We start from the raw sequence: 13,916 nt of genomic DNA, 5'->3' as shown, positions 1-13,916 counted from the left end.
GGCGGCGCTTGCGGCGCGCCTGGTCGGGTCAGTGGTTGTAGCGCTCAGTCTGCCAGCAACCGGTCGGGTTTGGGTGGGCGGGCCCGGGGAAATTCGATGAGCTGGGCAGGGCGTTTACAACGCGGGGGCTGGCGGTTGCGCAGGGCCTGCAAGGCATCAACCAGGCCCCCCTCGGCATAGACCGAATCCCACATCATGGTGAAAGTGCGCACACAGGCTGCCAGGGGGCTGTTACTGCGCCGGCGTTCCATGTCCACCCGCCATTGCACGCCGGCAAGGCGCCGCCGCATATGGGGCGGCGCCTCATTGATGACCGCGCGCAGTACTTTTTCTCTTTGTTGTTCAAAGGCTTCAGGATCGGTCCGGGCCAGCCTGGCCCAGCCATCGAAATCGAAGTCCGGGGCATTGGAGTCGCGCATGAATCCCTCGAAGAAACTGATAGTTTCAGGGATTCTATCAAATATGCCCGGCAAGCGGTGGAATCAGTTGGGTTTTGTGCGTTGCGGCACTTCCCCGCCGTGGGGGGTGGAAAACAGCTACGCGGCGAGCTGGCGCGCCATGGCGTTGAGGCCTTCGCAGCCGTCCAGAATGCGGCGCACCGCCATGAGAATCTGCAACTCTTCCGCACCCAGGGCCTCCAGCACCGCATCGGGCAGCTCAGCCTGGGGCGCATCGCCGATGCCGTGCCCTTTCAGCACGTGATCGGCGATCATGACCAGCCGGGGGTAAATGGCGTGGGGACCGGCGTAACTCTCGTCGTGATGGTGACGGGTGGCGACGATGATTTCCTCGGGCATGTTCCAGCGGGCCATCAGCCAGGCGCCCAGTTCGGGATGGGTCACACCCAGGGCACGCTGCTCCAGCTCCTCCAGTGGCAGTTCGGGATGGTCAGTGATGAGATTGTTCAACATGCAGAATTCGCGTTTGAACAAGTGACCCAGCAACAAATGGCCGAAGTTATGAAGCAAACCGGCAAGATAACTCAAGCCGGGGGGGGCGTGCTGCGCCAACGGCAAGGACTTGGCCAGGGCCTGCACCAGCGCGGCGCTGTAGGTGGCGTGACGCCAGAAATTGTTCAAGCCCAGGGGGCCGATGGAGGGAATGCGGAAAGGCCGGGCGGCGGCGATGCCAAGGGCCAGGTTCATCACCATTTCAAACCCCAACACCCGGGCGATGGCCGTGTGAACCGAATCCACTTTACCGCCGTAGGCAAAAAACGGTGACCGGGCGTAGCGGATCACCTGGGCAGCCAGGCTGGGATCCTGTTCCACCAGTTCGGCCAGCCGGGAAACGTCGGCGTTGGGGTCGGCGCGCAGGCCCAGTATTTTTTGCGCCATCGCCGGCATGGCCGGCAGCTCACTGAGACTTTCAATCCGTCGCCTGATGTCGGCATGTCCCCCCAGCGACCCAGGCATTTCCGTCACGGACCGCGTCTGCCGGTCAACGGCGTAGCCACTGATGTTGCGGGTGAAGTGACTTGCCAGCCACGCCCCACTGAGCAGGCTGAAAAAATCCTGGTCGTCCAACTGTATCAGATGAACGTTGTCCCCGGCGGTGAGATGCAGGCTTTCCGCCGCCAGCACATCTTCATCGACGATGGTGCGCACCCCGTAGGCCTCTCCGAAGGGCGGGACGCAGCGCGGCTCACAGTCAGGAAACACCCGCTTGATCTCCTCCTCGGCAGCCAGTTCCATGCGCCGGTGCAGCAGTTTGCTGAGGGCATCGAGTTCGAGCTGACGGTCTCCCAGCGTGACCACCAACACCAGCCCCAGGCTGTCTTTGACGGCAACGGTTTTGACCAGTTTTCCGGGCGGCAGGCGGGCGGCGTCAGCGGCCTGGAGCAGGGACGAAAAAGGCGCCAGTTCACGGATGCGGAAATGGATACGTTTTTTTTTCAGGTAAGACGCGAGTCTGGGTGAAATAGCCATGTCTGCCGGACCTCGGGACGGGACGCGGCGCGGCAGAACCTCCCTCGTGCCGTTTCACCGCGTCACTTCCCCCGGTTATCGGCCAATACCCGGGGAGACTGAAGGCGGTCCGCCATCCGGTGCAGGATCAGGTCCGGGGCGGGTTTGACGCCAAAGAAACACCCGTGGCAGTACGCCCACATAAGGTCACCATCTGGAGCAGCGCCGCCCCGGCACGATTGAACGCTGTGATCCGGTCAGAGCGTCCGCAACAGCGGTTCAGTCGGGTTTTCTTACACACCCTCTTGGCTTATGGCCAATATCTGTCTAAAGTACTGGTAAACACACCGGTAAAAGGGGTTTTGGCGTTTTTCTTGCATTTCAACCTGGTTGACAGCGTCGCCCACGGCGGGGCTGTCACAGCACAAGGACGAGCGATGGATTGTACCCGCTCCCGCCAGCAGGACCGGGAGGGCAGAAAAACGACCGTGTGTTTTCGTTTTTCGTCTTCGGGAGGTTCAGGGATGAGCCCCCGAAGCCTTTCACCCACCACAGAGGGTTCTTAATGGAACGACGCCAATCCATTGACCGCCGTCAACGGCAACACCACCCCTTGCTCTGCATTCACGCTCTGCGCGGCCGCCGCCGCCATTGCCGGCGCACCGACGACGAACGGCGCCACCCTCAGGCGCTGGACTGGTATCACCCCAAACTGTTGGCCATGGTGTTGCTGACCCTGTTGCTTTGTCTGGCCGACGCGCACAACACCATTCAGCTCCTCGGAGACGGTGCGCAGGAAATGAACGCCTTCATGGATTATCTGATCCACCGCGACGCCGGCCTGTTTATCCTGACCAAGCTGGGCATCACCGCGGCGGCGCTTATCGTGTTAGTGAGTTATCACCATCTGGTGTTGTTCAACCTGTTCAAGGTGCGCCACGTCATTTATTCGATTTTTGCCATGTACGTGGCCCTGGTGGCCTACGAGCTGTCGATCTGGCCCGGTGAGGGTGTACCGCTGGTACTGATCCCCCACACAGGCTGACCGATCCTGGCACCGCCTCAGGAAACCTGGGGCGAGGCGCACACTTGCGCGTAATCCGAGTACCCTTCCACCTTGGCACCATCGCCGCAGACGCGGCACTCAGGGTTGCGCCTGACCTTGAACTCCGAAAAACTCGCGTTCAAGGCGTCGTAGTAGAGCATGCGCCCCACCAAGGGCTCGCCAATGCCCAACAATACTTTCACCGTCTCCACCGCCTGCAACACGCCGAGCACGCCGGGCAACACACCCAAAACGCCGATTTCGGAGCAGGACGGCGCCATGTCCGGCGGCGGCGGTTCGGGGAACATGCAACGGTAACAACCGCCGCGTTGTTTCTCGTAGCCGGGCCAGAACACGGTAAGCTGGCCTTCGAAGCGGTACACGGCGGCGTGGATATTGGGAATGCCCAGTTTCACGCAGGCATCGTTGATCAAATAGCGGGTGGGCAGATTATCGGTACCGTCCACCACCACGTCGTAGTCGCTCAGTATCTCTTCCACGTTGCCGCTGTCGAGACGGGTCTCGTAGCCCACTACCTTCACTCTGGAATTCAGCGATTCCAGTGACTCGCGGGCCGAGGCGACCTTGGGCGTATCCACCCGCGCTTCGGTGTGCAGGATCTGCCGTTGCAGATTGCTGCGGTCTACCACGTCGTGGTCCACCAACCCCAGGGTGCCGACACCGGCGGCCGCCAGATAGTACGCTGCCGGGGAACCCAGGCCGCCCGCGCCGATCAGCAGCACTTTGCTGTTCATCAACTTGAGCTGGCCCGCCTCGCCCACTTCGGGCAGCAGCAAATGACGGGCATAGCGTTTGCGGGCATCGTCGTCCAGCACCTGCGGAATTTCGAAGGGCAGGCCCTGGTTTTTCCAGCGGTTAAAGCCGCCGGCAACGGAACGGACGTCGTTGTAGCCCATACGCTTGAGGGCCTCCGCGGCGAACAGCGAGCGGGTGCCACCGGCGCACATCACCAGCACGGTGCTGTCCAGGTCGGCCACCGCGTCTTCCACCTTCAGCTCCAAAAAGCCGCGCCCGATGCGGGTGGCGCCGGTGGGCGTGCCGTTGGCCATTTCATCGGCCTCGCGCACATCCAGCAGCGTGGCGCCCTGCCCGAGCAGGGCGGCGGCGTCGTGGGGTTCTATTTCCGGAATGGATGCTTTGAGTTCCGCCAGCCGGCGGTCCTTCGCCTTCATTGTCTACCTCCTGTGGCGCGCCGGACATGGTGGCACGCTTGTTGTCGTAACCGTTTGCTTGGCTGCATGCGTAAACGCTCCTGTGCTGACCCTGTCACCGTGTTTGTTCTTACACTAATGTCGTCGGTGAAGGGAAGAATCTGAAGCATGGCCGCGAACTCCCGCCCGCGCAAAAGGGCATGATGATACCATGGGGTGCGGCAATGGACCGGGCCGGCGCTGGGACCACGCGGCCGCGATTTCAGGCGCGTGTCAAGCGACGCCAGCGTGTCTCATGAACCGCCGGATGCGGAACCGCGCGTCCGATTGCATAAGAGGACGGCGGGGGGAGCCCGCCTCCTGCCCGACCGGTCCGGTGCTTACGCCGCCTGCCGGCGTCCCTCGCCCAGGCGCAGCAGGCTGGGCAGCAGGATGAGGGTGAAGATCATGCTCACGCTCATGCCGCCGACGATGACCGCCGCCAGCCCCCGGTACAGCTCGGTGCCGGCGCCAGGATTCAGCAGCAGGGGCAGCATGCCAAAAAGGCTGGTGAGGGTGCTCATGAGAATGGGCCGAAGCCGCAACCGCACGGCACGGCTGACGGCATCGCGGCGGCTTATGCCCTCCCGCTCGCTGCTGCGGGTCTGGTAGACCAGCAAAATGGCGTTGTTCACCACCAGCCCCAGCAGAATCACAAAACCGATCATGGTGAGCAGGTCCATGGGCTGGAAGATGACCAGATTGACCAGTTTCAAGGCCGCCATGCCGCCCACGGTGGCCAGCGGCAGGGCCAGCACCACCAGCAGGCTGTCGCGGAAGGAGCGGAACAGGGCCGCCATGAGCAAAAACAGGATGACCACGGCCAGGGCGAAGGTGCCACCCATGTTTTTCAGGGCCGTTTCCAGCTTGTCGGCAGTGCCACTGAAGGACACGGTGGCATCCTCCGGCAACAGCGGCGCGAGTTTGGGTCTGACCTCCTCGCGCAGGGTCTGGAGCGCCACTTCCAGGGGCATGTCGGCGGGCGGGCGTACCTGCAGGGTGACTGTGCGGCGCCGGTCCAGGCGGCGCAGCTCCGCCGGACCGGCGGTCTGCTGCACGGTCACCAGCTCGCCGAAGGGCAGCACTCCTGCATCCGGCGTGGCCAGGGGAAAGGCGGCCAGCTCCTCGGGGTAGTCCCAGTGCCGGGCCCGCAAAATGATATCCAGGCGCTGCTCGCCGTCGAAATAATCCCCCACAAACAAGCCGTCGCCGAAGGCGCGCACAATGCCCGCCAGGCTGCCCCGGTCCCAGCCCGCTTCGGCGATGCGCCGCTCGTTGGGTATCAGGCGCAGCTCCGGTTCGTCCATGGCCAGGCCCGGGAAGGGGCGCACGGAGGCGCCGGGAACGGCCTCGCGGATCATGCCGAAGGCAGCACCGCCGGCCTGCAGCAGGGCGGCCACGTCGCGTCCCTGGAGGTTCATGTCGATGGTGTGGCCCTCGCCGAAGCCGCCGAACAGCGAGGCGCGGAAGGCAAAGCCGATGGTGTCAGGAAAGCCGCGCACCACTTGGTTGATCAGCGGCACCAGGGCGCCGGTGTTTTCACGCTCGACCGTGCGGGCGCCCATGAACACGCCGTTGGGAAAAGCCACGAAAAAGTAGTCTTTGACTCGCGGTTCGGCCTTGCCGTCCAGGTGGGGCTGCATGGTCTTGGCGATGACCTGCCCCATTTCCTTTTCGATGGCGTCGATGTTGTGGCCCGGCGGGGCGTTGATGAAAGTGAACACCAGATTGCGGTTGCCTTCCGGCAGGTAATTGGCCGGTGGTTTGAGCCACCAGGTGACGGCCACGGGCACGGTGAGCAGCACGATGATCCACAGGCTGCGCCGTACAGGGGTGTCGGTGAGTGTGGCAATGAGGCGGGTGATGCTGTCCCACCAGCGGCTGTGGGGGTCTTCCAGGCGCGCCCGCCTGAGCCAGCTCATGGCAGCGGCGGGGATGACCGTTACCGCCACGATCAGCGAGAACACCACGGCGCAGGCGATGGTCAATGCCAAGTCGGCGAAGAGCTGGCCGGCTTCGTCTTGCAAAAACACCACCGGCAGGAAGATGGCCACGGTGGTGGCGGTGGAGGCCAGCAGCGCGCCCCAGACCTGGGTGGCGCCGCTCAAGGAGGCCTGGTGACCGTCCTCGCCCTCTTCCCTGAGGCGCACGATGTTTTCCAGCACCACGATGGCGGCGTCCAGCACCATGCCCACGGCGAAGGCCAGCCCCGCCAGGGAGATGACGTTGAGGGTGCGCCCGGCGCTGTCCAGCAGCACAAAACTGCCCAGGAGGCACACCGGGATGGCCAGGGCCACCATCAAGGTGGCGCGCAGCTTGCGCAAAAACCACCACAGGATACCCACCGCCAGGGCCACTCCCAGGGCTAGGTTCCACTGCACCATGTCGATGGAGTCATAGATGTAGTTGGTCTCGTCGTAGACCTGGTACATCTGCAGCCCGGCTTTGGACAGGGGGCCGGCCCGGAGTTCGGCCACAGCCTCGCGCAGGCCCTGCATCACTTCCAGCACGTTCACGCCGGTCTCGCGGTGGGCGTTGACGGCCATGGCGGGCTCGCCGTTTTGGATGACGAAACCGCTGCGGTCTTGCAGTTCCACCGCCACCTCGGCCACGTCCCTGAGCAGTATCGGCCGGCCCTGGCGCCAGTCGATGACCATGTCGGCCAGGTCGTCCACCCCGTAGGCACCGGTGTAACGGATGGTGTAGCGGCGCTTGCCCACTTCGGCGAAACCGCCGGAGGTGTCCTGCACGCCGGCCAGTTGCACCACCTCGGGCAGTTCCACCCCCAGGGCGGCGGCTTTGTAAGGGTCGAAGGTGATGCGCAGTTCTTTTTCCCGCCCGCCGCGCACTTCTGACAGCGCCACCCCGGGCACGCGCTCGAAGCGGCTTTGCACCACTTCCTCGACGAAATCCTGGTAGCTGGCGATGTCCCGTTCGTTGCCGGGCAGGGGTTTCAAAATAAACCAGGCGATGGCGCGGGAGTTGCCGCCCACGGCGCTGATGACGGGCTCGTCGGCATCCTCAGGGTAGCTGGGCACTTTGTTGAGGCGGTTGAGCACTTCCAGCAGCGCCCGGCGCAGATCCGTGCCCACGGCGAAGGTGAGGGTGATTTTGCCCCGGCCGCGCTGGGCCTGGGCGAGGATCTTGGTGGCACCGGGCAGGCCGCGCAGGGCGTCTTCCTGGGGTTCGATGATGTCCGCTTCCACCTCTTCCGGGGCCGCCGCCCGCCAGGTGGTGGTAATGGTGATTTCGGGGGAATTCACCTCGGGGGTGAGCTGGACGGGCAGGCGCCCCAGGCTGAGGGCGCCGAACAGCACCACCAGCAACACAGCCACCGCCACCGCGACGGTGTTGCTCAATGACAGGCGCGTCAGGGTCACGGCTGCATGCGGTGCATGATGCGCACTTTGGTGCCGGGCCACATACGCTCGCCACCGCGCACGATGACCGCCTCACCGGGATGCAGATCACCCCAGACCTGAACCAGCGGCCCCTGGGCGATGCCGGTGCTGACCCACACCTGCTCGGCGCTTTGTTCATTGTTGACGCGGAACACGGAAGTGCCGTTGGGGCGGATAACCAGGGCATCGCGCGGCACCGCCAGCACTTCCCGGGGCCGGGCGGCGGGCACGCCCACGCGCACCGCTTCGCCGGCCACCCACTCGCCTTTTTTGGCTTTCAGCCGCAACTCCAGCAGGCGGGATTGTTCATCCCCCACCGGGATCAGGGCCCGCAAACGCGCCACACTGTTTTTGCCGCCGCCGTCCACCGCCAGTTTGTCGCCCGGGGAGATGTACTTCACCTGCGCCACCGGCACGTGGGCAACGATTTCCAGATCATCCACGTTGACCAGGCGCAACACCGGATCACCCTGGCGCACCCATTCACCGGCGCGCGCGATCCGTTCGGTCACCACGCCGGAAAAAGGCGCCTTGACGGCATGCCGGCGCAGCAACTCTTCGGCTTTCTCCACCTGGACTCGGGCGGCGGTAAGCTCGCTCAGGGCCACGTCGCGCTGGGATTCGGTATTGTCCAGCTGGGTGCGGGCGGCGTTATTGGCGCGGGCCAGGCGCTGCAGGCGCGCCACTTCTTTTTCCAAAAAGGCCAGCTGTGCTTCCACCCGCCGGACCTCGGCGGCGCGGGAGTCCACTTCCAGGCGCGCCAGGGTGTCGTCCAGGCGGGCGACGACCTGACCGGCTTGCACCTGTTTTCCCACCTCCGCCACCGCGGTAAGCCGGCCCGCCGCTTCGGCGGCGATGCGGGCATCATGACGGCTGAGCACACTCCCGCTGACCCACAGCAGCGGTGCCAGCCGGGTCATCCTGGCTTCGGAGACCACCACCGGGGCGGCGGAATTGCCCCACTCGGCGCCCTGCGCCGCACAAGTGAAACCAAACAAGACCAGCCACAGCCTTGCACCACGTTTCCAGGCCGGCAGGCGCGGCGAGCGGGAATAGTACGTCACGCGGGTAATCCAGAAAGCATTGTGTTCTTGAGCAAACTGCTGGTGATGTTAGCGGCTTGCGGGTTCAGATACCAGAAGTACGCGCCCGTTGCGCTACGCTATACTACGGCCTTTAGGTCAAATAAGTTGACGCTGCCGCACTCCCCCCGGTGCCGGGCCGGGTTCCGGGTGGGCAACAAACGACTACAAATTGCATCAAAGGAACCGATGAATAAGGGGGCGTAATTCCAGGGAACCTGCCCGCAACACCCAAACAACTCGGAACCCTTTGCATTGTGAAAACCGTCAAGCTCACCGTTCCCAAACAAACAGAAGACCCCGGCGCCACTGCCTTTGTTCAGCCCGAACGGCTGAAACGCTGGGTGGCCAGCCTGCCGCTGGGCAATGCGGAAAAAACCGGCCGCGAACTCCTGTCGGCCCTCTATCATGTCAATCGCGCCGTGGTGCCCGCTGAACAGCGGTTTCACTTGCTGGAGCATTTCGGCGACCAAATGACGGAAGCCCTGGTTGCCCTGGAGCAGCGCTGCCTGAGCTTCCCCGTGCCCCACAATGACAAGCAACACCCGATTACCGAGCTGGTGCGCAAGCTGTGGGTCGAATCAGCCTACGGCTATAAAGCGCTGGTGCTGCACCATGCCGGACACGGGCGGCGGGACATCCCCGATGTTCTGTTGGTGACCGCTTATCGCGCCGCGGACGTGCTTTCGCGCCTGCTGGTGCACACTTACAGCCTGTATCAAAGCGAACCCCGCCACGTCTGGCTGGAGCTGCATCAGCTCTACCGCTTTGCAGACGAGCGGGATTTTCTGACCAAACCGGTGCCGGGGATCGGACGCTCTTTGGATCAGGCCTACCGCCGGATTGTGCTGCTGTCCCTGGCCAATCCCTACCACCTGATGCAGGGCGAGGCAGCCGCGGTGTTTGCCGAGCTGGAGGGCTGGACCGGGGCCTGCCGGGTGCTGCCCTTGTCTCCCCACACCCTGCCCCGCGGCCAGCTTTATGTGGATCTGGAACGCGATCTGCCTCCCTGCTACGCCTCCGCCCGGGTGGATGTGCCCCCGCCTCTGGACGGCCGCGTGCTGGACATTTCCGCCGTGATGGGGGTGGTGAACCGGCGTTTGAAAGAGACTCTGGATCTCAGCAAAGGCAGCAATGGCCGGCTGAGTCTGGGCGCCCGCAAACAGCGCAATATGTACAAGCGCCTGGGGGAGGCCTGGGCCTTGCGGCCGGAGCGCCTGTCGGAACGCAATCCTGAGCGGGGCCATCTGGAGCTCGCCGTCGGCTTGAGCAGCTGTCATCATTTTATTGAGGACGGTGCGCCCTTTATGCCGGAAGAATCCGAACTGCGCCTGCGGAGCCAGGGCCGCGTGGGCCGGGCCGGGCCGGCGCTGAGTCTGCTGCCCGACAACGACGCGCCGTGGGTGAACGAAGACCAGGCCCGCCGCCTCAATGCCGGCATTGTTTTGCCGCGAACCTCCCGCTTCGGGGCCGAACCCGGCCGCGACAGCAAGGATATCTGGCTTAAGGTGTACTCCCAGTCCGCCGGGATGCCGGAGCAGGCGGGCACCCCGGTGGCGCACCGGCTGGCCGTGTGCGAGCGCAAAGATTCCAGCCGCGGCGGTTTGGGTATGATCTGTCAGGCGCCGTCGGGGATGGCCTTCAGGGTGGGGGAAATGATCGCATTCCGCTCTCCCGGCACGGCGGAAGGTCGTGCCCGTGACAGCGAATGGGTAGTGGGCACGGTGCGCTGGCTCAATGTGGGGCCCCGCCAGAATCTGGATTTGGGCGTCCGCCAGCTGGCGGATGACGCCCTGGCGGTGGCCACCAAGGGGGTGAGCGGCGTGGGCCAGGGCGGCGAATATTTCCGCGCCCTGGTGATTCCCAAACTGGATCCCATGCAGTACCCCACCACCCTCATCGTGCCCGCTGCCGCCTATGACGTGGATTCAGTGGTCTTGGTAAACACCGGTGCCGAGCTGTTTCACGCCCGCCTCACCAAGTTGCTGGAGGCCACCGACGGCTATGCCCGTTATCAGTTTGTCCTGGTGGAACCGCCCAAGGAGATGCCCCGGGAGGTGGATCCGGGTAAAATCGACCGCTACATCAGCTAAGTGCCCTGCCATGCAAGAAGAACCCAGACTGCCCGACGACCCCCTCTACCGCCTGCTCCGCGATGGCAAGGTGGGGGTGTTTAACCAGGAGCGGGCGGCCGGCAGGCACTGTGATTTGCGCGGCTGTGACTTCCGCGGGGTCGACCTGCGCGGCCTCAATGCCGACGGTCTGGATTTGAGCCACTGCTATTTCCGCCAGGCGGATTTGCGGGGCGTCGATTTCACCGGGGCGGTGCTGGAGGGCGCCAGCATCCACGCCAGCAAGATCGCCGGCGCCTATTTCCCTGCCCAGCTCTGCGCCGAAGAGATCACCCTCTCCCTGCTCCACGGCACCCGTATGCGCTACCGCAGTTGAGCCGGCAAGGCAGGGAGAACCTGACGGCGCAGCAGCTTCCCCAGTGGCCGCAGGGGCGGATGGTCATCCGCCACCTCAACGATATAACCCACTGTGCGCGGAATGTCGGCGAGATAGCCGGGCTTGCCGTCGCGATGATACAGCCGGGCGAAGATCCCGGCGGCTTTCAAATGGCGCTGCACGCCCATGAGGTCGAACCAGCGCTGGAACTGCGGCGCGGCAACCTCGCGCAGATAACCCTCCCCCTGGGCACGCCGCAGATAGACCGCCACCCAGTCCTTGACCCGCTGCCGCGGCCAGCGGATATAACAATCGCGCAGCAATGACACCAGGTCATAGGTCACCGGCCCCACCACCGCGTCCTGAAAATCCAAAATGCCCGGGTTGCGGCGGGGCAACCGCATCAGGTTGCGGGAGTGGTAGTCCCGGTGCACCCACACCTGGGGTTGCAGCAGGGCCTGGCCGGCGAGAAAGTCGAAACAGCCCTTGAGTTCCTGTTCTTGTTCCGGCGCCAGGCTGAGGCGGAGATGGCGGCCCAGCAGCCAGTCGCGGAACAAGGCCATTTCCCCCAGCAACAGGCTGCGGTCGAAGGGGGGTAGCGCCAGGGCACCGGGGTCGGCACCCAGCAGCCGGATCAGGGCGCTTTGGGCGTCGCCGTAGAGGGCATCGGCGTTGTCCTCGTGCAACACCTGCAAATACACCTCGCTGCCCAGATCGTCCAGCAGCAGCAGCCCCCGCTCCAGATCTGCTGCGTGTACGGTGGGTACCCGCAGGCCCAGGGCGGCGAAAGCGCGGGCCACGGCAATGAACGACCGGCTGTCTTCCCTGGCCGGCGGGGCGTCCATCACGATATGGCTGTGGCGACCGTGGCGGACGCGGAAATAGCGCCGGAAACTGGCGTCGGCGGAGGCCGGCTCCAGCCGCGCCACGGCCAGGCCCAGATCATCCCGCAACCAGTGCTCTATCAGTGCCCGGCGTGGATCCACCGCCCTCTCCTTTCGTTGCCTGGGGGGGGATTCTATGCCATTTTATGGCGCTCTTCTTCCGGCCCGGGTCCGCTTCGGAGTAATGACACCCCGCAAGTTTGTCTGTTTCAGCGCCGCTCTCACCCTGGGCGCGGCCTGGGCGGTGCCCGCCGCGGCGGATCAAGCCGGACCCCAGGGCATGTGGGGCCTGTGCGCCCACCTGCCCCCTGTCGTCGAGGATCACGCTTCCACGGTCCCACCGCACGCCGCGCAAACCGTCTTGAGCGCCGACTACGCCGAGGGCCGCGAGGACCACCTGATGCGCCTGGAAGGCGGCGTGGTGATACAGCGGGGCGCCCAGCGCCTGTGGGCCGATCGGGTGTTGTACGATGCGGCCACAGACCAGGTTACCGCCGAGGGCCACGTGCGCCTGCGCCAGGAACCGTTGGAAATGGAGGGAGAGCGGGGCGTTGTGAATCTGACGCAGGACCGCGGCACCTTCGAGCAAACCCGCTACCGCTACACGCTGCAACACGCCCGCGGCGAGGCTGAGACCATCACCCGCCTGGGACCGTCCCTGACCCGGCTGGACCGGGCCACCTACACCACCTGTGATCCCGGCCGCAAGGATTGGTCGTTGAAGGCGCGGCGGGTCTATCTGCACCATGACGACGATGTGGGCACGGCCCAGCACATCGTGCTGCGGGCCCTGGACGTGCCGGTTTTCTATTTCCCCTATCTCAGTTTTCCTCTGAGCGGTGCGCGCAAAACCGGCTTTCTGTGGCCCAGCATCGGCTACGGCAACGAGACGGGGCTGGATATCAGCACGCCGTTTTACTGGAACATCGCCCCCCACCGGGACGCCACCCTCACACCCCGCTATCTGCAAAAACGCGGCCTGCTGGCCAAGGGGGAGTTTCGCTACCTGAACGAAAACAGCCGCGGTCAGCTCAACCTCGAATACCTGCCCGACGACAAGCTGGAACAGAAAAACCGCGCCTCCGCCCGCTACCGCCACCATCACCGCCTGGCGTCCCACTGGCAGGCGGACATCGACGCCAATTATGTGTCCGATCCTTTGTATTTTTCCCAACTGGGCGGCAGCCTCAGCAGCGCCAGCACCACCCACGTGAGCCGGCGGCTGGACGTGCGCTACAGTGGCGAGCACAGCCGTTTCCTGGCCCGCGCCCAGGCCTACCAGACCGTTGACCGGACTATCGCTCCCGCCTCCCGCCCTTACCAGCAGCTGCCGCGGCTGGAATATCAGGCGGAATCCCCCTGGCAGCCTCTGGGAATCGCATCGGCCCTGGACGCGCAGTGGGTGCGTTACTACCGCGCCGACAGCGTTCGCGGCCGGCGTTTGGATGTGAAGCCGTCGATCTCCTGGCCCTACCGTACCCCCGGGCTGTTCTTTGAACCCAAGCTCAGCCTGGAACACACGCGCTATCAGCTCAGCGGTCTGGCCCCCGGCGACCCCGCCAGTCCCGGCCGCACCGTACCCCTATACAGCGCGGACGCCGGCGTGATACTGGAAAAAGCGTTTCCCTTGGGCCGGCGCAACTATCTGCACACCCTGGAGCCACGCTTGTACTTTCTGCGGGTACCCTACCGGGACCAGTCCGAACTGCCCGTGTTCGACACCAGCGTGGCACAGCTCAGCTATCCCCAGTTGTTTCGCGACAACCGCTTCACCGGCCCCGACCGGGTGGGGGACGCCCAACAGCTCAGCGCCGGTTTCACCACCCGCCTGATTGACGCCGAAAGCGGGCATGAACCCCTGAGATTTTCCGTGGGCAGGATTTTTTATTTCGACGACCGGCGGGTCCAACTCAGTGGCACCCTCCCGGAAACCCGCCG

10 protein-coding genes are annotated in these 13,916 nt (G+C 64.6%); 4 read left to right on the top strand and 6 right to left on the bottom strand.

What is annotated here, in order from left to right; all coding sequences use genetic code 11:
* Positions 1–44 precede the first annotated feature (44 nt).
* Together ENJ19_10710 and ENJ19_10705 are read right to left on the bottom strand one after the other, a co-directional pair.
* Positions 45–419 (bottom strand): DUF3135 domain-containing protein, encoded by a 375-nt coding sequence (locus tag ENJ19_10710; GenBank protein HHM06196.1) that lies wholly within the window; start codon positions 417–419, stop codon positions 45–47.
* Between the two features lie 117 nt (positions 420–536).
* A complete protein-coding gene (locus ENJ19_10705; protein ID HHM06195.1) occupies positions 537–1,928 on the bottom strand; it encodes an HDOD domain-containing protein in 1,392 nt (463 codons plus the stop codon).
* Between the two features lie 544 nt (positions 1,929–2,472).
* Here ENJ19_10705 and ENJ19_10700 point away from each other — a divergent pair.
* Entirely contained in the window at positions 2,473–2,952 is a 480-nt protein-coding gene (locus ENJ19_10700; GenBank protein ID HHM06194.1) for a hypothetical protein, read from the top strand.
* Positions 2,953–2,969: 17 nt separating this feature from the next.
* On the opposite strand, the gene moeB is transcribed toward ENJ19_10700, so the two are convergent.
* From moeB to ENJ19_10685, 3 genes are all read right to left on the bottom strand, one after another.
* The gene (moeB, locus tag ENJ19_10695) at positions 2,970–4,145 is read right to left on the bottom strand and encodes a molybdopterin-synthase adenylyltransferase MoeB (protein ID HHM06193.1); all 1,176 of its coding nucleotides are present in this window, start codon (positions 4,143–4,145) and stop codon (positions 2,970–2,972) included.
* A gap of 359 nt (positions 4,146–4,504) precedes the next feature.
* Positions 4,505–7,543 (bottom strand): efflux RND transporter permease subunit, encoded by a 3,039-nt coding sequence (locus tag ENJ19_10690; protein ID HHM06192.1) that lies wholly within the window; start codon positions 7,541–7,543, stop codon positions 4,505–4,507.
* On the bottom strand, positions 7,540–8,628 hold the full coding sequence (locus ENJ19_10685; protein ID HHM06191.1) for an efflux RND transporter periplasmic adaptor subunit: 1,089 nt from the start codon (positions 8,626–8,628) through the stop codon (positions 7,540–7,542). Before ENJ19_10685 ends, ENJ19_10690 begins: the two co-directional genes overlap by 4 nt.
* 275 nt (positions 8,629–8,903) lie before the next feature.
* Here ENJ19_10685 and ENJ19_10680 point away from each other — a divergent pair, with 275 nt between their 5' ends.
* Together ENJ19_10680 and ENJ19_10675 are read left to right on the top strand one after the other, a co-directional pair.
* Positions 8,904–10,739, top strand: coding sequence for a hypothetical protein (locus tag ENJ19_10680; protein HHM06190.1), 1,836 nt, complete (start codon positions 8,904–8,906; stop codon positions 10,737–10,739).
* Between the two features lie 10 nt (positions 10,740–10,749).
* Positions 10,750–11,094 (top strand): pentapeptide repeat-containing protein, encoded by a 345-nt coding sequence (locus ENJ19_10675; protein ID HHM06189.1) that lies wholly within the window; start codon positions 10,750–10,752, stop codon positions 11,092–11,094.
* Here the strand turns inward: ENJ19_10675 and ENJ19_10670 are convergent.
* Positions 11,082–12,080, bottom strand: coding sequence for an aminoglycoside phosphotransferase (locus tag ENJ19_10670; protein HHM06188.1), 999 nt, complete (start codon positions 12,078–12,080; stop codon positions 11,082–11,084). The genes ENJ19_10675 and ENJ19_10670 overlap by 13 nt on opposite strands.
* 34 nt (positions 12,081–12,114) lie before the next feature.
* Here ENJ19_10670 and ENJ19_10665 point away from each other — a divergent pair.
* Positions 12,115–13,916: LPS-assembly protein LptD (locus ENJ19_10665; protein ID HHM06187.1), on the top strand; the 1,802-nt coding region annotated here is incomplete at its 3' end.

Source organism: Gammaproteobacteria bacterium, from assembly GCA_011375345.1.
Classification (GTDB): Bacteria; Pseudomonadota; Gammaproteobacteria; order DRLM01; family DRLM01; genus DRLM01.
The sequence above is the reverse complement of the archived record's forward strand: the minus strand, read 5'-3'. Positions and strand labels throughout refer to the sequence as shown.